Genomic DNA, 18,438 nt, shown 5'->3' on the forward strand with positions numbered 1-18,438 from the left:
AAAGTCAAAGAAAGAGTTAAGGCCGGTTTGGATTTTTTGAAGTGGAGAAAGGTAATAAGATATGATGAAGTAAAGTAAGGCAATACTTAATATACTTGTGAAAATTACAATTATAGCTTGAACATGGGCAATTTTTTCACTTGAATGGTTTATGGTATCAACATAGGCAATATTACATACTGTATAATCATTTGTTGTATTGCACAAACCAAGTCTTTCATTACCTTCTTTACTAGTGTAAAAAAATGGTTCCCCGTTGTTTGATTTTGCAAATGCATTGGCTACTATTGTAATATTTGGATGATTTGAATTATAATTTTCATTTGTAGATGCAAATGCAAAGTGATTTTTGTCATATACAAATGAATCTCCTGGCATTTTTTTCAAATTTTCTATTAAGTCTTTAACTAAGACATCAATGGCTAAAATACCAATAAATTTCCCATCTTTCAATAAAGGTAGAGCATAAGTGAAACAAGGCAATCCTGTAGTAGCATCTATATAAGAGTCGGTTATAAACAAAGTGTTTTTCTTTTTTGCTTCTATATAATATTCTCTTGTTGTTGCATCGTAACCATCAGCTTTGCCATAAAAACCGTAATCAAGATTTTTGCTATCGCTGTCTGTATCGCTTACAACTAACTCTCCATTTGGTTGAGCAATATATACAGCTAGATAATTTCCTGCATCTCTAAATGCTTTTAGTTGAACACCAACATTTTTAGCTAATGCATCTTGAGAATTAAGGTTTGAATATGGGTGTCTAAGAATGGTTTCTGAGAGTTCTATTAAAGATTTAGATGTGTTTTGTCTAAAATCTTCTACAAGATTGCTGGTAAAAATTAAACGATTTTTTTCTGAATTAACAACCTCATTAAAAAGAGATTGTTTAACAAAAATAAATGTTACAATTCCTAAAATCAATAAACAACAAATAGCAATAGCGTTTGCTATTAGTGAAACTTTAAGTTTAATACTTTTCATCAAATAACCTTTCAGTAATTTTTAAAAGTAGAAATTATATTAAAAAAATAATAAATATTTTTTAAATTTAAAAATATTTTTTGAGTAGATTGAATATATTTTCACATGCTTGCGAAAGGATTAAATAAGTCTCATCAAAGTTCCCACTATACCAAGGATCAGGTACTTCGTCATATCCTAATTCTAAGGCAAAAGAAGTGATTTTATGAATTTTATGTTTTGCATTTGGAAAATTTTTAACTATATCATTATAATTAGAATTATCCATTACGATAATTAAATCATTATCCTCGCACATTTTTAAATTTAGTTTTTTACTGCAAAATGGCTTAGAATTTATATTTTTGTTATCTAATAAAGCTTTAGTTTTATAATGCATATCCTCCCCATCGTGGTAACCTGAAGTACCTGCACTAGAAATAATAAATTCATTATTTAAATTTGCTTTTGTTAAAAGATCCTTCATAATAAATTCGGCCATGGGAGAACGACAAATATTGCCTAAACAAACAAAAATAATTTTAGTCATATTTTTCCTTTTATTTTTGTGTAGTTTTTTCAAAATTATAGCAGTATTTCAAAATATTTTTAAAGATTAATTAAAACTAAGATATAATTTTTCATTAATGGGGAGCTTTTGCTGAGAGGAAGTATAACTTCGACCCTTGAGAAGTTTGGTAATGCAAACTTTGAATTCTTGCAAAAACTTTCCTTTTTTATAAAAAAAGGATAAAAATGATACAAGCAAAAACAAAAACTAAAATTCCTATCTTAACTATAGCAGGAAGTGATTGTAGTGGTGGAGCTGGCATACAAGCTGATTTAAAAACTTTTAGCGCTCATAATTTATTTGGTATGAGTGTAGTTTTAAGCGTTGTGGCTGAAAATACTGCAAGGGTGATTTCTTGTTTTGATATACCCACTAAGATAATAGATGAGCAAATGCTAGCAGTTTATGAAGATATAGAGCCAGCTGCTGTGAAAATTGGAATGTTAGGTTCAAAGGAAATCATAATTTGTGTAAAAGAAAATTTATTGCGTTTTAAAGCTAAAAATGTAGTGATCGATCCTGTGATGTTTGCAAAAAATGGCTATGCTTTAATGCCTTTAGAAAATTGTCAGTTTTTTAAAGATGAAATTTTATCTTTAGCTGATGTACTTACTCCAAATATTCCCGAGGCTGAGTTTTTGTGTGATTTTAAAATACTTAATGATGAGGATATGAAAAAAGCCGCTATAAAACTTCACAAAGAAGGTGCAAAAAGTGTTTTGATTAAAGGTGGACATAGTAAATATAATACCAATGATGTTTTTTATGATGGAAAGGAATTTAGTATTTTTAAAGCAGAAAAAATTAATACAAAAAATACACACGGCACAGGTTGTACATTAAGTTCAGCTATAGCTAGTAATCTTGCCTTAGGTAAAGAAAAACATAAAGCTATAAAACTTGCTAAAGATTATGTGTATGGAGCTATATTAAATTCTTTAGCACTTGGAAAAGGTTGTGGCCCGACTAATCATTTTTTTCAATATGACAAGGAGTAAAAATGATTATTAAAGCAGTAAGAGAAAAAAATCCTTTGATTCATCATATTACTAATTATGTTACAGCTAATGATTGCGCAAATGTAACTATAGCAATGGGAGCAAGTGCTGCTATGGCTGATTTTTATGAAGAGCAAGCTGATTTTGCTAGAATAAGTTCAGCCTTAGTATTAAACACAGGTACGATTAATCAACTTATAGCAAATTCTATGTTAAAAGCAACTAAAGAATATGCTTTATTAAATAAACCTATAGTTTTTGATCCTGTTGCTTTGGGTGTGAGTAAGGCAAGAGATGGGATTAATTTTGAATTACTTAATCTAAAAGGTATTAGTATTGTTAAGGCAAATGCATCTGAAATGGCTAGTGTTATAGGTTTAGATGGTAAAGCAAGAGGGGTTGATAGTACTTTTGTAATCGATAATGAGTTTTTAGAAAAAGCTAAAGAATACTCTTATAAAACCAAGCGTGTTTTGGCTATAACTGGAAAAATTGATTATATTATAAATCAAGAGCATATTGCTAAAATTTATAATGGCTCAATTATGGCTACTAAGATAACTGGAGCAGGTTGTATGTGTGCTTCTTTGTGTGGAGTTTTTGCAGGAGCGTTAGAAGATAAATTTCAGGCTAGTTTATATGCTTTGCTTAGTTTTGGCATAGCTAGCGAAATCGCTCAAGAGCTTTCTAGTGGAAGTGGTAGTTTTAGAGTGAATTTAATCGATGCTTTAAATAATTTAAATGATGAAGAAATTAAAAAAAGAGCCAAATATGAAATCATTTAAAATTTATCTTGTCGCAAGCAAGGGTGAAAAAAGCGAAAGTGAGTTTTTAAATATTTTAGAAGCTTCTCTGAAAGCTAAGATTGATATTTTACAGCTTAGAGAGAAAAATCTTAGTACTTTAGAATTTTATAATCTTGCTTTAAAAGTTAAAGCTTTGTGTGAAAAATATAATACGCCTTTTGTGATAAATGATAGAATCGATATAGCCATGGCTGTGAATGCAAATGGAGTGCATATAGGTCAAAAGGATATGCCTTTAAAAAAGGCAAGAGAGCTTTTGGGTGAAGATAAAATCATAGGACTTACGATCAATCGTAAAAGTGAGCTTGCTAATACTCAAGGTGCTACTTATCTTGGAGTGGGGGCTGTTTTTGCTACGCCTAGTAAGCAAGATTGTATTGTGCTTGGTATAGATGGATTAAAAGAAATTGCTAGTTTAGCTTCTTTACCTATTGTGGCTATAGGTGGGATAGATGAAACTAATTTAAATTTGCTTAAAGATTGTAATATACAAGGTATAGCTGTGGTTAGAGCGATAATGCAAGCAAATGATCCTTATATGGCAACTTTAAATTTAAGATCAAATTTTGATAAAACTTTTATAGGAAAATAATGATTTATTTTATAGGGGATAAAGAATTTGATGGCGTTAAGACTATAAGATTAAATGAAATTAAATTTCTTGATTTTGAAGTAAATTTAAAAGAATTTGATTGTTTGATCATTAGCTCTAAGAATGCTTTAAAAGCATTAATGTCAAGTAAAAGCAAAATTGATTTTGATATTAAACTTTATGCAGTGGGAGAAAAAAGTGCTGATCTTGCAAAAGAGCTTGGTTTTAAAAATGTAAAATATCCTAGCAAGGCTTATGGTAAAAATTTAGCTAGTGAATTTTTGTCTGAGTTTAAAAATAAAAAATGTCTTTATTTAAGAGCGAAGAAAATTAGTTCAGGTCTTGATGAGTATTTGCTGAAAGAAAATATCCTTTTAAAGCAATTAATCGTTTATGAAAATATAGCCATAGAGCCTAAAAAAGATGAATTAAAAATATATCATCCAAGTGTTTTTATCTTTAGTGCTCCTTCAAGCGTAGAGCAATTTTTGAAGTTTTTTACATTAGAAAAAGAAGATAAGGTTGTGGTTATAGGTCAAAGTACGGCTTTAAAAATTCATAATTTTAAAAATTTACATATATGTAAAGAGCAAGATCTAAACTCTTGTTTAAAATTAGCTAAGAGTTTAGATTTTTAAAAGTTTTATATAATAAAAATGAAGCAATAAAAATCATACAAATATCCCCCACTAAAGTAGCTAGCCAGACTCCATTTACTCCTAAAAATTGCGTTAATATAAATAAAGATAAAAATGGAAAAATAAGACTTTGGGTAATAGAAATTCCTAAAGAAAGCAAGGGTTTATCAAGTGCTGTGAAAAATGAAGCGCAAAGTTTTCCAAACCAAGAAAATAAAAATGAAAAAGAAAAAAATATTAAAGCATTTTGTGCTATATGGATAAAATCTTGATTATTATCTTTATTAAAAATATCTGCTATAAGAGTGTTAAATAAATAAACAAACAAAAATGCCATTGTGCTTACACCCCAAGAAGCAAAAAACATTCTTTTAAAAATAGCTTGAATTCTTGCGATATTTTTGTGTCCATAATTATAACTTAATGCAGGTTGCATAGCATCACACATGGCCAAAACTAGCATAAAAACAAAAGTGCTAAGATATAAAATCACTGAAAATGCTGCAACAGCTGTATTTCCAGAAAGTTCAAGTAAAAAAGCATTAGCTAAGATAGTATAAAAAGAACTAGAAATATTAGAAAAAAATTCAGACGAACCATTATAGAGTATATTTTTTAGTATTTGTAGTTTAATTATTGGCTTTTTAAATTTTAAAACTAAATCTTTAAAAACAAAAGGCAATATCCCTAAAATGCTTCCTAAAAACATCCCTATGCAAGTTGCTAAAGCTGCTGAAAAAAGTCCCCAATCAAAAACCACTATAAAAAGCCAATCAAGAAAAATATTACTCAAAGCAGTAACTACATTAACCATCATACTATAAAAAGTTTTTCCACAGATTCTAAGATAATTATCCATGGCAAAAGCTAGCATAGTAAAGGGAGCAAAAATAGCAAAAATTTGCATATATTCAGTAGATAAGCTTTGAATATTCTCATCAGCTCCCATAAAAGCACTTAATGCTTTTGCTAAGAAAAATCCTAAAATTCCCATTAAACAAGAAATTGCAAAAATAAGAACTATACAAAAAGAAAAAATAGCTCTTGCTTTTTCAATTTTTCCTTTACCTAGATTAATTGCTATTTGTACTGATGAACCTATGGCTATCATATCAGCTAAAGCAAAGCTTATCATGATAAAAGGCATCATTAAATTCATAGCAGCAAGCGCATCTGAACCCAAATATCTTCCAACAAAAATTCCATCAATAATCACATAAAGATAAATAAAAGCCATACTTGCCATATTTGGCAAAGCGCATTTTATAAAAAGTGTAGTAGGATTTAATGTAGTGTAAAAATTATGTATTGACATAGCTTTTCCTTATTAAAAATTATTTTACTAATATGGTTATATAGATAAAATAAATTTAATAAAGAGATTCTATACCTTCTATAATATCTTTAAAATACGGATCAACAATGGTTATGAAAAAATCTTTAAAAAACATTTATATCACCTAAATTTTAAAAATATAGTAAATGTTTGTTATTGTATTCTAAGTGTAATTATAAATTTCTTAATGTAAATTTTAATTTTTTTTAGACGATTTTTATAAACCCACAAAAAAAGGAGCAAGGATGCAAATAAATTCGTATTCACGTGTGGCAGTGGAGTCGCAAGTTAGCAATAGGAAGGCTAATTTGAATACAAAACTTGAAGATGCCAATACTAAAAGTGCTAATAGCACAAAAGATATTGACGAGGATAAGCTTAGTAAGCTTGCTAGCATAGGTGGAAAAGGCATAACAGAACTTTATGCTATGAGCTTTATGCAACAAGCATTTAGCATGAGTTCCTCTAATGGTTTAACTCAAGCTGGGATTTTTCAAGGAGCTCAGTCTAAGGATTCTTTAACGGCTATTTTATCAAATGTAGATTTTAAAGCTATAGGATACGAAGGTAAAGATATACTTAGTTTAAATGCTGATGAGGCAAAAGAGCTTATTGGGGAAGATGGATATTTTGGTGTAGCAAAAACATCTCAAAGATTGGCTGATTTTGTTATTAATGGGGCTGGTGATGATATGGAAAAACTTCAAAAGGGTTTAGAAGGTCTAAAGGCAGGATTTGCGCAAGCGGAAAAAATGTGGGGTGGCAAACTTCCTGATATCAGCTATGAAACAATTGATAAAGCTATTGAAAAAGTAACTCAAAAAATCAATGAAATGGGTGGAAATTCTTTAGATATCAATGCATAATTTTATACCTCTAGTTGTATAAACTAGAGGTATTAGTCTATTTTTAAAACACTTAAAAATGCTTCTTGAGGTAAATGTACTTTACCGATAGCTTTCATTCTTTTTTTACCTTCTTTTTGTTTTTCAAGAAGTTTCCTTTTTCTAGTAATATCCCCGCCATAGCATTTTGCGGTTACATTTTTACCCATGGATTTTACATTTTCTCTTGCGATGATTTTATTTCCTATGCTTGCTTGGATGGCAACTTCAAAAAGCTGTCTTGGGACGATTTCTTTCATCGCTTTTACAAGCTCTCTGCCCTTGCTTAGTGCTTTTTCATTTGGCACTATGATGCTTAGTGCATCGACATTTTCACCAGCTACTTTAATATCAAGTTTTACAAGATCTCCCACTCTAAATTCAATAGGCTCATAATCAAAACTAGCATAGCCTTTGGTAAGTGATTTAAGTTTATCGTAAAAGTCCATAACGATTTCGTTTAAAGGTATATCATACTCAAGTAAAACGCGCTCAGGAGTGATGTAATCCATCTTAACTTGCATACCGCGTTTGCGATTTAAAAGAGTGATTAAATTCCCTAGGTATTCGCTTGGAGTTATGATAGTTGCTTTTACATAAGGTTCTTTTATATGATCGATTTTATTTACCGGAGGCAGTTCGCTTGGATTTTGAATTTTTAAAACTTCTCCATCGGTTTGATAAATTTCATAAGTAACAGTTGGAGCAGTAGCAATTAAATCAAGGTTAAACTCACGCTCAAGTCTTTCTTTAATAACCTCCATATGCAAAAGACCTAAAAAACCAACTCTAAAGCCAAATCCTAAAGCTAATGAAGTTTCAGGTTCATAGGTAATAGAACTATCGTTAAGTTTTAATTTATCTAAAGCATCTCTTAAATCTTCAAATTTATCCGTTTCTATAGGATATAATCCTGCAAAAACAAAAGCTTTGGCTTTTTCAAAACCACCAATGGCTTCTTTTGCTTTATTTTTAGTTAGTGTTATGGTGTCACCTACTTGAACATCGGCGACATTTTTAAGTCCAAGCACGATAACACCCACTTCACCTGATTCTAATTTTTTAGTTTTTATAGGGCTTAATGGATGAGGATAGAAAAGATCTTGCACGAGATGTTTTTTATCTATACTCATAACTAAAACTTCATCATTTTTAGCAATATTTCCCTCATAAATTCTAACTAAAGCCAAAGCTCCAAGATAATTATCAAACCAAGAATCATAAATTAAAGCTTTAGTAGGTGCTTCATCATCAGTTTTTGGTGCAGGAATTTTTGTGATGATAGTTTCTATGAGTTCTTTTATACCTACACCTGTTTTTGCGCTAACACAAATTGCATTAGAGCAATCAATTCCTATAATATGCTCTATTTCGTGTTTAACCTTTTCAATATCAGCCGAAGGAAGATCAATTTTATTAATCACTGGTATGATTTCAAGATCGTTTTCTAAGGCTATATAAACATTGGCTATAGTTTGAGCCTCTACTCCTTGAGAAGCATCAACAACAAGTAAAGCCCCTTCGCAACTTGCCAAAGAACGACTTACTTCATAGGAAAAATCAACATGGCCCGGAGTGTCTATTAAATTTAATACATATTCTTCATTGTTGAATTTATAATTTAAACGCACGGATTGAGCTTTTATAGTTATCCCACGCTCTTTTTCTATATCCATAGTATCCATTACTTGGGCGCTCATTTGTCTATCGCTAATAGCTCCGCATTCGCTGATAATTCTATCAGCTAATGTGCTTTTACCATGATCAATATGAGCTATAATAGAGAAATTTCTAATATTTTTCATCAAAAAACCTTAAGATTGTCTCATTTTTCTTTTTGCTAGGCCTATTTGCTCATAAGCATCAATTTCTTTTTTCAAAGCTTTATATCTTTTTTTTAGCTCATTGTTTAAAAATGAAATGTTTTTAGGAGTAGCATTAGCATTGGCTGAAATAGCACTAATGAAATCAAGTTTTCTTTTAGTGGCGCTGTCTTTTGGATTAGATCCTAGTTTTTGTGAATTTAAAAATTGCAAAATTAAAGCTTGAATTTCTTGAGAGTTGCTTGCATTATTTGCTTTAGATATAAAATCTTCTATATTACTTATTTTTGGAGTTCTAGCTGGATTTGATTTGCTTGGTTGTTTTTCTTTGTGCATGAAAAATAATACCAAAAGAATTCCAAGTATGATAATTATCACTAAAGCTATAACTAAAAAAATAAAAAGAGAATTATTCATTTAAAACTTTCCTATAATTTTGTTGCATAAGATCTTTTAAAATAACTTGCTAAGCTTAATGCTACCATAAATAAAAATCCCCAATACACATAATCAGGAATTTTCACAGAATCTCCTGCTGCATAAGAATGCATACCAGTTAAAAAGTAATTTACACCAAAATAAGTCATGATAATTACCCAATATGCAAACATGGAGCAAACTGCAAAAATGTATTGATTTGCCCATTTTGGTACCATTCTAATGTGCAAAATAGCTGCATAAACTAAAATACTAATTAAAGCCCAAGTTTCTTTAGAGTCCCAACTCCAATATCTTCCCCAACTTTCATTTGCCCATATAGCACCTAAGAAATTTCCAACTGTAAGTAAGCAAAGTCCTAAAATCATAGCCATTTCGTTGATTCTTGTTGCTTCTGTAATATTTCTTAAAATGTTTTCATTATGTTTGCTATTGATTTTTAGCATACATAATAAAATAAGTACAAATATACCTAACAATGCACATAATCCTAAAAATCCATAGCTAGCAGTAATAACCGAAACATGTATTGTTAGCCAATAAGATTGCAACACAGGAACTAAATTGGTAATTTGCGGATCCATTTGGCTAAGATGAGCTACACCTAAAGTAACTCCTGCTAAAATAGAGGTTAAAGAAAGTGCAATAGGGCTTTTTCTTGAAAAGAAAATTCCAGATAATGATAAAGCCCAAGCTATATAAACCATGCTCTCATATGCATTACTCCATGGAGCGCGACCTGCTATATACCAACGCAAAGCCAAACCTAGAGTATGGATGAAAAATGCCACAATGTTAAACACATAAACACATTTAAATATAAAATCAATGCGAATTTTTGGCAGAAGCATTTTAACAAAAACTATAATCAAAAGTAAAAATCCAGCGCATAAATAAAGCGGAGCAAGATTTACAAAAATTTGACTTTTGTTGAAAAAGATTTCTGTATTAATTTTTTTAGCACTTGGCATAACTTCATGGCCGTATTTTTCTTGGTAATTTTTGATAATATTTAAATTTTTAGTTGCTTCATCCCAGTTGTTATGTGCAATAGAATTACTAACTGCATTGAAATAATTTTCTAAAATACTTCTTACTTCTTTACCTTCTTCGCCTTTTAAACCTATATATGCTTCGCGTGGCGCCACCCATTGATTATTGGTGCTATTTTGTAGTGGAATAAATTTAAAAATATCTCCTGAAAAAATTAAATTTACAATATTTACTCTTTCATCAAGCTTGATTATTTCTTTATCAAAAACACTTCTACGATTTGGATTTTTTCTATTAGCATTTTCTACATATTTTTGTAGTTTATAAGCATCTGTAGTGAAAAAATCTTTAAAACTAGTATAAGCTCTAGGTTCAATACCTAAAATTTTAGAAATTTCTTCATTAACCAAGCGACTTGTTGGCATAAATATAATATCTTTATCATACCATGCACTGCCATCAAAAATCATTGATATGATAGTTGCTTCGGCACTTTGGCCTTGAAAGGTTGTGTTTTTGTATATTTTTTCTAAAACTTCCATAGCTAAAGTATTAAAAGGAACCATTCTACCATCAGGTTTTTGCACTACTAAAGAAGCAAGTTCTTTAGCATGTGTTTCATCTACCTTGATGGGTTCATTTGCATAAGTATTTTGGCTTGCAAAAAAAACTAATATAAATGTCAATATCACACTTGTTTTTTTCAAGGTGTCTTGATTGATTAATTTAGCTAAAGTCCTAAATCTTGAATGAGGATTTAAAATATTTAAAAACATTCCTAATGTAAGTAAAAAATATCCAATATATGTAGGAATTTTACCCGGATCTTTATTAACTGAAAGTATGGTGCCAAGCTCATCTTGATCATAAGAACTTTGGTAAAATCTATAACCTTGATAATCTAAAACATTATTCATAAAAATCTTATATTCTAATTTTTGTTCGGCATTATCAATTTCCACATAACTTGCATAAGACATAGGCGACATCGAGCCAGGATAGCGTTCTAATTCAAAGTCTTTTAAGTACATTTCAAATGGCATTTCTATTCCTTTAGGACCCCATCTTAAAAAGAAAGGTTGACCTGCTACATCAATACGGATAGGCGAGTTGTATTCTACTAGGAAAACTTCTTTAGATTCTCCTTTATAGCTTAATTTTAATTTTAAAGCATTAATAGCATTTTCTGAAAGTTGAGTTGGCATATATTTAGTGCTTTGTGCAAAGTCTTTGAAATTATTTAATAAAGAATTATTCCAGTATTTTGCCTCGCCAAATAAAGAAATCAAAGCATTGCGTCCTAGCTCTATCCAACTATTTTTAAACCAAGTAAAAAAGCTTTCATCTTGAGCTTGATTAACGCCTTCTAAGGTTTTTTTACCATGTAAAGAAGCAAATTTTACCACTAAATTAATATCATTAAAAGAATATAATCTTAAATCTTTAGCTTGTGCTTTTTGATTGGCTTTTAAAATGTTTTCTTTACCATCACTCATTGACATGTATTTTAAATCAAAATCAGCACTAAGCTTTAGATCTTTATCAATTTTTATATAAGGACTTGGAACAGAGTCGTTTAAAAATGCTATATTGACACCATTGATATTTTTTATATCCCCTGCTTGAAAAAGCAATTCTTTAGATTCGTTATTTTGTGAAAGCATTAAAGATAAAAGAGGAGCAGAGTTGTTATCATCGATATAAATTTCTTTTACATCTAAAATCAAATTTTCATATGAAATTTGAGCTTTTTCATCAGGTAATATTAAATCAAATGAAAAATCATTTACAAAAGGTAAGGTGGCAATATATTCAGATTTTGCAGCACTATATACTTTATCATCTTTTAAGGTTGCTATGTAGATATAACTTTTTGAGGTTTCAATGATATTATTTTTTTCGTTTTCTCTAATGTGTAAATTTCCTTCAAATCCCATATATCTAGTCATAGCCGAGCCTAGTAATATAAATAAAAATGAGATATGAAAGATTAAAAGCGGTATTTTTCTCTTGTTAAACATTTTATATTTAAAAAGAGCTGTTAAAAGATTGATTCCTAATATGAGCTGTATAAAGCCAAACCAAGATGTTCCATATATCATGGCCCATGCTGTTGGAGTATTGTAAGCACTTTCTATAAAAGTAGCTAGAGCGCAAAATAGGGCAAAAATTAAAAATAAAAAAATAGAAATTTTTATATCCCCAAAAGCTAAAAGTTGTCTTCTCATGATTTAAGCTCCAAGGTATTTTTTTCTAATCTCATCATTACCGATAAGATCTTTTGCAGGTGCATGCATAGCGATTTTACCATTTTCTAGAACATAAGCATAATCGCTGATTTTTAAAGCTGAAAATGCATTTTGCTCCACTAATAAAATAGTAATACCTTCTTCTTTTAATTTGACTATAATATCAAAAACCTCTCCAACTATTTTTGGAGCAAGTCCTAGCGAAGGTTCATCTAGCATTAAAAGTTTTGGCTCACTCATAAGAGCTCTTGAAATAGCTAGCATTTGAGCTTCTCCACCGCTTAGAGTCCCCGCTAATGCATTTTTTTTATCTTTTAATCTTGGGAAAAGTCTATACATTTGATTTTTCAAATGTTCATAGTTTTCTGCATTATTAAAAGCACCAATTTTTAAATTTTCTTCTATAGTGAGATTTATAAAAACTCTTCTTCCTTCAGGTACCAATGCTATACCTTTTTGTACTAAAGTATGAGGTAAATGTCTTTGAGTGTCATAACCTAAAAAACTTACTTCACCAGTTTTTTTAACACAATTTAGCATTGCATTAAGTGTTGATGTTTTTCCTGCACCATTTGAGCCTATCAAGCTAACTATACTTCCTGTTTTTATGGTGAAATCTATACCTTTAACAGCTTCTATTAAGCCATAATAAACATGTAAATCTTTAACTACTAGCATTAAAATCTCCCAAATATGCACTAATTACTTCAGGATTTTGAACAGCATCACTTGGCTTTCCCTCAAAAATAGTCTTACCATAATCAAGCACCATAACCCTATCGCAAAGCTTATTTACAAATTTCATATCATGCTCAATAAGCAAAACACTGATTTTTTTATTATTTCTTATATCAAAAATCAATTCGGCTAAATCATCGCTTTCTGTTGAATTCATACCTGCTGCTGGTTCATCTAACAATAAAAGTTTAGGATTTGTTGCTAAAGCTCTTGCTATTTCAACTTTTCTTTGTTGTCCATAACTTAAACTAGTGGCCCTTTCATCAGCTAAATGAGCAATATTGAGTTGTTCTAAAATTTCATAAGCTGCTTTTTTTGCATTTTTTTCTGCTTTGGAGAATCTTCCCAAATGTAAAAAAGCTTCAAAAATATTATATTTAATACTCTTATCAAAACCAATTAATACATTTTCTAAAACACTCATGCTAGAAAAAAGTCTAATATTTTGAAAAGTTCTTGCTATGCCTAGATGAACTATTTTGTGCGGCTTTAAATGGTCAATCTTTTTTCCTAGAAAAAATACTTCTCCGCTGCTTGGTTTATAATTTCCTGTAATAATATTAAATAGTGTCGTTTTTCCTGCACCATTTGGACCTATAAGTCCAAAAATTTCGCTTTCTTTTATAGTAAAAGAAGTATTTGCTATAGCACTAACTCCACCAAAATTTTTATGGATTTTTTTAAGCTCTAAAATCATTTTTTATTCCTTTTAGAAAACTTAAATAAAACATCTGTTAATTCTTTATCGCCCATTATTCCTCTTCTTGCAAAAAGCATTACTAAAATCAATATAACAGAAAACACAACCATTCTAAGACCAGGCATGGCAGGAGTTTCATAACCAAAAATATTCATACTCTCATCTAAAAATCTTAAATACTCACTTCCGCCTATTACTAAAATAGCTCCTATGATGGCACCAGTAGTTGAACCTAAGCCGCCTAAAACAATGATGATTAAAAGCTGAAAAGTAAATAAAAAGTCAAATTGTTCAGGTGAAACTGAAGCTAGTGCGCAAGCTAATAAGCCTCCTCCAACACCCTCTAAAAATGCTGAAGTGCTAAAGGCTAAGGTTTTAATATTAAAAGTGTTAATACCCATTGCTAATGCTGCATCTTCATCATCTCTTACAGCTTTCATGGCTCTACCAAATTTTGAACTAACAATATTTAAGATGATAATAACAGAAAATATAGCAATCCCACCACTCCAATATAAGGTAGTATGTTTAGGAATATCGTTTAAGCCCAAAGAGCCATTTGTAACAGAAGCAAAGTTAATTGCCATAAGCTTGATAATAATTCCAAAGCCTAGTGTTACAATAGCTAAATAATCTCCTCTAACTCTAAATACTGCAAAGGCTAAAACTAAAGATAAAAGCATAGCACAAACCCCAGCAGCAAGTAAAGCTACAATAAAGCTTGGCGAATGAATCATCAAAATAAAACTACTTGGATCCTCTAAAGAAAACTGATCGATTTTGCTTTCACTTGTAAGTAAAACTAAGGCTGCAACATAAGCTCCTATAGCTACAAAACCATTTGGCTCTAATGAAAATTGTCCTGTAACCCCATTGATAAGATTATAACTTACCGCTAAGATTACAAAAATAGCAATATTGCTTAAAATTCCTATTTTATAATCGTTAAAAAAATAAGGAGATATAAAAAGAAAAGCAAGCGCTATAATAAAGAAACTTAAATGTGTAATTTTTCTTGCAATCATTTTAAAACCTACTTTTTTCAAAATTAATACCCAAAATTCCAGTTGGTTTAAAAAGTAAAATTAATACCAAAAAGATAAATGCAAATGCATCTTTAAAACCAGAAAGATCAGGGAAAATAGCAACAACAACAACCTCTGTAAAACCTATAATCAAACCACCTAAAACTGCTCCGGCAACAGAACCAATACCACCTAAAACAGCAGCGCCAAAGGCCTTAAGTCCTATAAGAGTTCCCATGCTAGGTTCAACAGAAGGATAACTAACAGCCCAAAAAATACCACCAATAGCAGCTAAAGCTGAACCTAGTGCAAATACAATAGCGATAATACGATTTGCATCAATTCCCATTAAATTTACAGTATGAATATCAAAAGCTAAAGCCCTAATAGCAATGCCATATTTGCTTTTATAAAGTATGAATAAAACCACTAATAATATAAAAAATGTCAAAATAGGCACTAAAATACTATTAACACTAATGCTGATATTATTAAAATTAATCACTGTTTCAAGATAACTTGGCACAGGAAAATACTTTGGTGTTGAGCCAAATAAAACATTAAATACATTTTGTATTAAAAAACTTATACCTATGGCTGTGATGAGTAAAGAAATTCTAGGTGCTTTTCTTAGAGGTTTATAAGCTACCCTATCAATAGCTATACCTAAGGCCGCTGCAAATAACATAGCTAAAGAAAGAGCGCCTAAGAAAGGTACATTCATACTTGTAACACAAAATAAAGCTGAATATGCACCCACCATCATAATATCACCATGTGCGAAATTAATCAGTCTTAAAACACCATAAACCATTGTATAGCCTATGGCGATAAGTGCATACATACTGCCTAAACTAAATCCATTTATAATTTGCTGTAAAATTAAAGAACTATCCATTGAACCTCTTAAAATTTTTATTTATGGTAGAATCGAGTCTTTATAAACTTGTTTTTGATTCTCTATTGATTTTATAACAATTGAGCGCGTGGCATTACCTGTTTTGTCTATACTGATCACCCCGCTAACACCTTCAAATTTAGAAGTAGCATGAATGTTGCTGTTGATACATTCACTATTGAAATCATTAACGCATTTTTGCATAGCTTCAAAGATTACAAAATATGCATCTGCACCCATAGCTGTAAAATTTGGAACTTCTTTGCTTTGTTTTTCTTTTTCATAGGCTAATATAAAGTCTTTTGAAAGCTGTGTTGGAGGGTTATTATAATCAAAACTATCTGTAAACAAATATCCTTCTGCTGCATCTTGAGCTAGATTGATAAAAGTTTCATCGGCAACTCCATCTGCCGAACCCATAGGAATATTAACACCCATTGCTTTTGCTTGGCGTGCGAATAAAGAAGCCTCAGTATAATATACTGGAAGATAAATAAAATCAGGTTTTAAATTTTTAACTTGAGAAAGTATAGCTTTAAAATCTTTATCGCCTGCTGTAATTCTAAATTTATCTAAAATTTTTCCACCTTGTTTGCTAAATTCTTTTTCAAAGGCCCTAGTTAAACCCAAAGAATAATCTGCGCTTTGATCACTGATAATCACAGCTTTAGTGTAATTTAACTTATTTTTTACATAATTAGCCAAAGATGAGCCTTGAAAGCTATCCATAAAACAAACTCTACTGGCATATAATTTTTTATTTAAAATTTTATCAGCAGTAGCTGCAGGAGCAACCACTGGTATCTTTTTTTCCTCGCCAATTCTTATCACTTGTAAAGTATTAGCTGTTAGCATTTCTCCAATAAGTGCATAAGCTTTATTTTGCGAAATTAATCTTGTGCTAGCATTTGCACTTTCTATTTTGTCACCTTTTGTATCTACTACAACAAGATTTACCTTATCGCCATTACTTAAAGTATTTTTCATAGAATTTGCAATTTTCACTCCATCTAAAGCACTTTGACCATAAGCTGCAGTAGATCCTGTTAGAGGTAAAACTACGCCAATGTTAATTTCTTTTGCCTGTATGATATTACAAGCTATGATAGACAATATAGCTATACTAATTTTTTTCATAGTTTAACCTTTCAAGGATTAATAATAGTTTTATAAACTTGTTTTTGTTCTTGTATTTCTTTTATAACTACAGAACGACTTGCATTGCCACTAGCATCTATGCTTATAACTCCACCTACACCTTCAAAATTATTAGTAGAATGAATTTTTTCATTAACGCATTGTGCGTTAAGATTATTAGCACATTCATTCATTGCATTTACCATTACATAATAAGCATCAGCTCCCATAGCAGAAAATGCTGGAAGCTCTTTGGTGCCATGATCTTTTTCATAAGCATTGATGAAATTTTTAGACAAAGTTGTTGGTGGATTGTTATAATCAAAACTATCGGTAAAGATTACTCCATTTACAGCATCACCCCCAAGTTCAATAAATGTTTTATTATTTACCCCATCACCTGCACTTAAAAGTTTATTAAAACCAACTGCTTTTGCTTGTCTTGCTATTAAAGCTGCTTCTGGATGGTAAATTGGCATATAAACAAAGTCAGGATTGATACTTTTAAGTTGTGAAACAATAGCTTTAAAGTCTTTATCACCCGATGAGATAGTTAATTTTTTAAGTATTTTTCCGCCATTTTGTTTAAATTCTTTTTCAAAGGCTCTTGCTAAGCCTAGTGAATACACATTGCTTTGATCAACTATTACAACTACAGTTTTTAAATTTAAATCTTTATATGCATAGTTTGCAAATTTATCTCCTTGGAAGCTATCCATAAAACAAACTCTACTAGCGTAGCTTTTTTTATCCAAAAGTTTATCGCCTGAAGCAACAGGAGCTATTACTGGGATTTTTCTTTCTTCGGCTATAGATAAAACTTGCATAGTATTTGGTGTAACAGCTTCACCTATAAGTCCTAAAACTTTATCTTGAGAGATAAGTCTAGTGGTGGCATTTGCTGCTTCTATTTTATCACCTTTTGTATCTATGGCTATAATTTTAACATTATCTCCGTTTTTTAAATTTGGATTTAAGGTATTAGCTAGTTTGATACCTTCATACACATCATTACCATAAGCCGCTAAAGCGCCAGTAAGTGGTAAAATAACTCCTATTTTTACTTCCGCAGCATAAATTGAACTAGCACAAAGCAAACTAGCTAGCAGTAGATTTTTTTTCATGAAAACTCCTTTTTTATTTTAAAAATGTATTATGTTTTGTTTTTGGTGCTGGTTCTTCTTCTAAAAGATCTTTTTGATTAAGCTCAATAGAAAAATTTTGCCCCTTTAAGTAAGCTATAATGTGATCCATATCACTTCCACTTAATTTTTTGGCGTATATGCTCATTTGAATGTTATCGCTTGATTGATCTTTAAAATATCCATTAGCATAGTCTTTTAAGGCACCTTTGATTTCTTCTGGGCTTAAATCTTTAATAGCTTTTTTGCCATAAGAATTTTTTTCTCCATTTTCTCCGTGACAGGTGTTACATTTGTTTTTAAAATATATTTCTTTAGCTTTATTTAAATCATAGCTAATATTATCATTAAAAGTATAAGTAAATAAAGACTTTACATTAAAAGCCATCAAAGAATTTGTAAATAAAATACTAATTATAAATGAGCGTAACATAATATGCCTTTTTTAAATATAAATAAAGCTCGATTATATCTAAAAAAAATAAACAATTTTATCTCAATCTCACT

Annotated in this window: 18 protein-coding genes; 5 read left to right on the forward strand and 13 right to left on the reverse strand. The window is 30.3% G+C overall.

The genetic code is table 11. The features are described 5' to 3' along the window. A partial coding sequence (locus tag L8U37_RS07765; protein ID WP_263728957.1) for a PDC sensor domain-containing protein occupies positions 1-984 on the reverse strand: 984 nt, incomplete at its 3' end. 67 nt (positions 985-1,051) lie between these two features. Beyond that, positions 1,052-1,513, reverse strand: coding sequence for a low molecular weight protein-tyrosine-phosphatase (locus tag L8U37_RS07770; protein WP_263659948.1), 462 nt, complete (start codon positions 1,511-1,513; stop codon positions 1,052-1,054). A 209-nt stretch (positions 1,514-1,722) separates the two neighbouring features. On the opposite strand from L8U37_RS07770, the gene thiD reads away from it, so the two are divergent. Genes thiD through L8U37_RS07790 form a run of 4 tightly spaced genes read left to right on the forward strand, consistent with a single transcriptional unit; the run spans position 1,723 to position 4,568 of the window. Beyond that, positions 1,723-2,532, forward strand: coding sequence for a bifunctional hydroxymethylpyrimidine kinase/phosphomethylpyrimidine kinase (gene thiD, locus L8U37_RS07775; RefSeq protein WP_263728968.1), 810 nt, complete (start codon positions 1,723-1,725; stop codon positions 2,530-2,532). A gap of 2 nt (positions 2,533-2,534) precedes the next feature. After that, entirely contained in the window at positions 2,535-3,317 is a 783-nt protein-coding gene (gene thiM, locus L8U37_RS07780; protein WP_263728958.1) for a hydroxyethylthiazole kinase, read from the forward strand. Next, positions 3,304-3,930: a thiamine phosphate synthase gene (gene thiE / locus L8U37_RS07785; RefSeq protein WP_263728959.1), complete on the forward strand. Its 627-nt coding sequence runs from the start codon at positions 3,304-3,306 to the stop codon at positions 3,928-3,930. Before thiM ends, thiE begins: the two co-directional genes overlap by 14 nt. After that, the gene (locus L8U37_RS07790; protein ID WP_318529658.1) at positions 3,927-4,568 is read left to right on the forward strand and encodes a uroporphyrinogen-III synthase; all 642 of its coding nucleotides are present in this window, start codon (positions 3,927-3,929) and stop codon (positions 4,566-4,568) included. The genes thiE and L8U37_RS07790 overlap by 4 nt, the downstream gene beginning before the upstream one ends. On the opposite strand, the gene L8U37_RS07795 is transcribed toward L8U37_RS07790, so the two are convergent. Next, positions 4,549-5,877, reverse strand: a complete 1,329-nt coding sequence (locus tag L8U37_RS07795) for an MATE family efflux transporter (protein WP_318529659.1) — start codon at positions 5,875-5,877, stop codon at positions 4,549-4,551. The genes L8U37_RS07790 and L8U37_RS07795 overlap by 20 nt on opposite strands. Before the next feature lie 272 nt (positions 5,878-6,149). On the opposite strand from L8U37_RS07795, the gene L8U37_RS07800 reads away from it, so the two are divergent. After that, on the forward strand, positions 6,150-6,770 hold the full coding sequence (locus L8U37_RS07800) for a hypothetical protein (protein WP_263675661.1): 621 nt from the start codon (positions 6,150-6,152) through the stop codon (positions 6,768-6,770). Between the two features lie 32 nt (positions 6,771-6,802). On the opposite strand, the gene lepA is transcribed toward L8U37_RS07800, so the two are convergent. The 10 genes from lepA to L8U37_RS07850 are packed head-to-tail and all read right to left on the reverse strand — an operon-like array spanning position 6,803 to position 18,367. Further along, the gene (gene lepA / locus L8U37_RS07805) at positions 6,803-8,593 is read right to left on the reverse strand and encodes a translation elongation factor 4 (protein WP_263728962.1); all 1,791 of its coding nucleotides are present in this window, start codon (positions 8,591-8,593) and stop codon (positions 6,803-6,805) included. Between the two features lie 9 nt (positions 8,594-8,602). Beyond that, positions 8,603-9,028, reverse strand: a complete 426-nt coding sequence (locus L8U37_RS07810; protein WP_263728963.1) for a hypothetical protein — start codon at positions 9,026-9,028, stop codon at positions 8,603-8,605. Positions 9,029-9,039: 11 nt separating this feature from the next. Next, entirely contained in the window at positions 9,040-12,270 is a 3,231-nt protein-coding gene (gene ccsB / locus L8U37_RS07815) for a c-type cytochrome biogenesis protein CcsB (RefSeq protein ID WP_263728964.1), read from the reverse strand. A 3-nt stretch (positions 12,271-12,273) separates the two neighbouring features. Then, positions 12,274-12,969: an ABC transporter ATP-binding protein gene (locus L8U37_RS07820; RefSeq protein WP_133319837.1), complete on the reverse strand. Its 696-nt coding sequence runs from the start codon at positions 12,967-12,969 to the stop codon at positions 12,274-12,276. After that, positions 12,956-13,726 (reverse strand): ABC transporter ATP-binding protein, encoded by a 771-nt coding sequence (locus tag L8U37_RS07825; protein WP_133319838.1) that lies wholly within the window; start codon positions 13,724-13,726, stop codon positions 12,956-12,958. Before L8U37_RS07825 ends, L8U37_RS07820 begins: the two co-directional genes overlap by 14 nt. Continuing rightward, on the reverse strand, positions 13,723-14,754 hold the full coding sequence (locus tag L8U37_RS07830; RefSeq protein ID WP_263728965.1) for a branched-chain amino acid ABC transporter permease: 1,032 nt from the start codon (positions 14,752-14,754) through the stop codon (positions 13,723-13,725). Before L8U37_RS07830 ends, L8U37_RS07825 begins: the two co-directional genes overlap by 4 nt. A 1-nt stretch (position 14,755) precedes the next feature. Next, positions 14,756-15,652, reverse strand: coding sequence for a branched-chain amino acid ABC transporter permease (locus L8U37_RS07835; RefSeq protein WP_220566316.1), 897 nt, complete (start codon positions 15,650-15,652; stop codon positions 14,756-14,758). Between the two features lie 21 nt (positions 15,653-15,673). Further along, positions 15,674-16,789 (reverse strand): ABC transporter substrate-binding protein, encoded by a 1,116-nt coding sequence (locus L8U37_RS07840; protein WP_133319840.1) that lies wholly within the window; start codon positions 16,787-16,789, stop codon positions 15,674-15,676. Between the two features lie 11 nt (positions 16,790-16,800). After that, a complete protein-coding gene (locus tag L8U37_RS07845; protein WP_220566318.1) occupies positions 16,801-17,913 on the reverse strand; it encodes an ABC transporter substrate-binding protein in 1,113 nt (370 codons plus the stop codon). Between the two features lie 13 nt (positions 17,914-17,926). Next, positions 17,927-18,367 (reverse strand): c-type cytochrome, encoded by a 441-nt coding sequence (locus L8U37_RS07850; protein WP_412174909.1) that lies wholly within the window; start codon positions 18,365-18,367, stop codon positions 17,927-17,929. Positions 18,368-18,438: the final 71 nt, after the last annotated feature.

Origin of the sequence: Campylobacter sp. RKI_CA19_01122, from assembly GCF_025771325.1 — a bacterium.
In the GTDB taxonomy this organism is placed as follows: domain Bacteria; phylum Campylobacterota; class Campylobacteria; order Campylobacterales; family Campylobacteraceae; genus Campylobacter_D; species Campylobacter_D lari_D.

Coding starts and splice junctions, on each gene's coding strand:
- L8U37_RS07770 (WP_263659948.1), bottom strand. CDS start 1,513: ATGACTAAAATTATTTTTGTTTGTTTAGGCAATATTTGTCGTTCTCCC.
- thiM (WP_263728958.1), top strand. CDS start 2,535: ATGATTATTAAAGCAGTAAGAGAAAAAAATCCTTTGATTCATCATATT.
- thiE (WP_263728959.1), top strand. CDS start 3,304: ATGAAATCATTTAAAATTTATCTTGTCGCAAGCAAGGGTGAAAAAAGC.
- L8U37_RS07800 (WP_263675661.1), top strand. CDS start 6,150: ATGCAAATAAATTCGTATTCACGTGTGGCAGTGGAGTCGCAAGTTAGC.
- lepA (WP_263728962.1), bottom strand. CDS start 8,593: ATGAAAAATATTAGAAATTTCTCTATTATAGCTCATATTGATCATGGT.
- L8U37_RS07810 (WP_263728963.1), bottom strand. CDS start 9,028: ATGAATAATTCTCTTTTTATTTTTTTAGTTATAGCTTTAGTGATAATT.
- ccsB (WP_263728964.1), bottom strand. CDS start 12,270: ATGAGAAGACAACTTTTAGCTTTTGGGGATATAAAAATTTCTATTTTT.
- L8U37_RS07820 (WP_133319837.1), bottom strand. CDS start 12,969: ATGCTAGTAGTTAAAGATTTACATGTTTATTATGGCTTAATAGAAGCT.
- L8U37_RS07825 (WP_133319838.1), bottom strand. CDS start 13,726: ATGATTTTAGAGCTTAAAAAAATCCATAAAAATTTTGGTGGAGTTAGT.
- L8U37_RS07830 (WP_263728965.1), bottom strand. CDS start 14,754: ATGATTGCAAGAAAAATTACACATTTAAGTTTCTTTATTATAGCGCTT.
- L8U37_RS07835 (WP_220566316.1), bottom strand. CDS start 15,652: ATGGATAGTTCTTTAATTTTACAGCAAATTATAAATGGATTTAGTTTA.
- L8U37_RS07840 (WP_133319840.1), bottom strand. CDS start 16,789: ATGAAAAAAATTAGTATAGCTATATTGTCTATCATAGCTTGTAATATC.
- L8U37_RS07845 (WP_220566318.1), bottom strand. CDS start 17,913: ATGAAAAAAAATCTACTGCTAGCTAGTTTGCTTTGTGCTAGTTCAATT.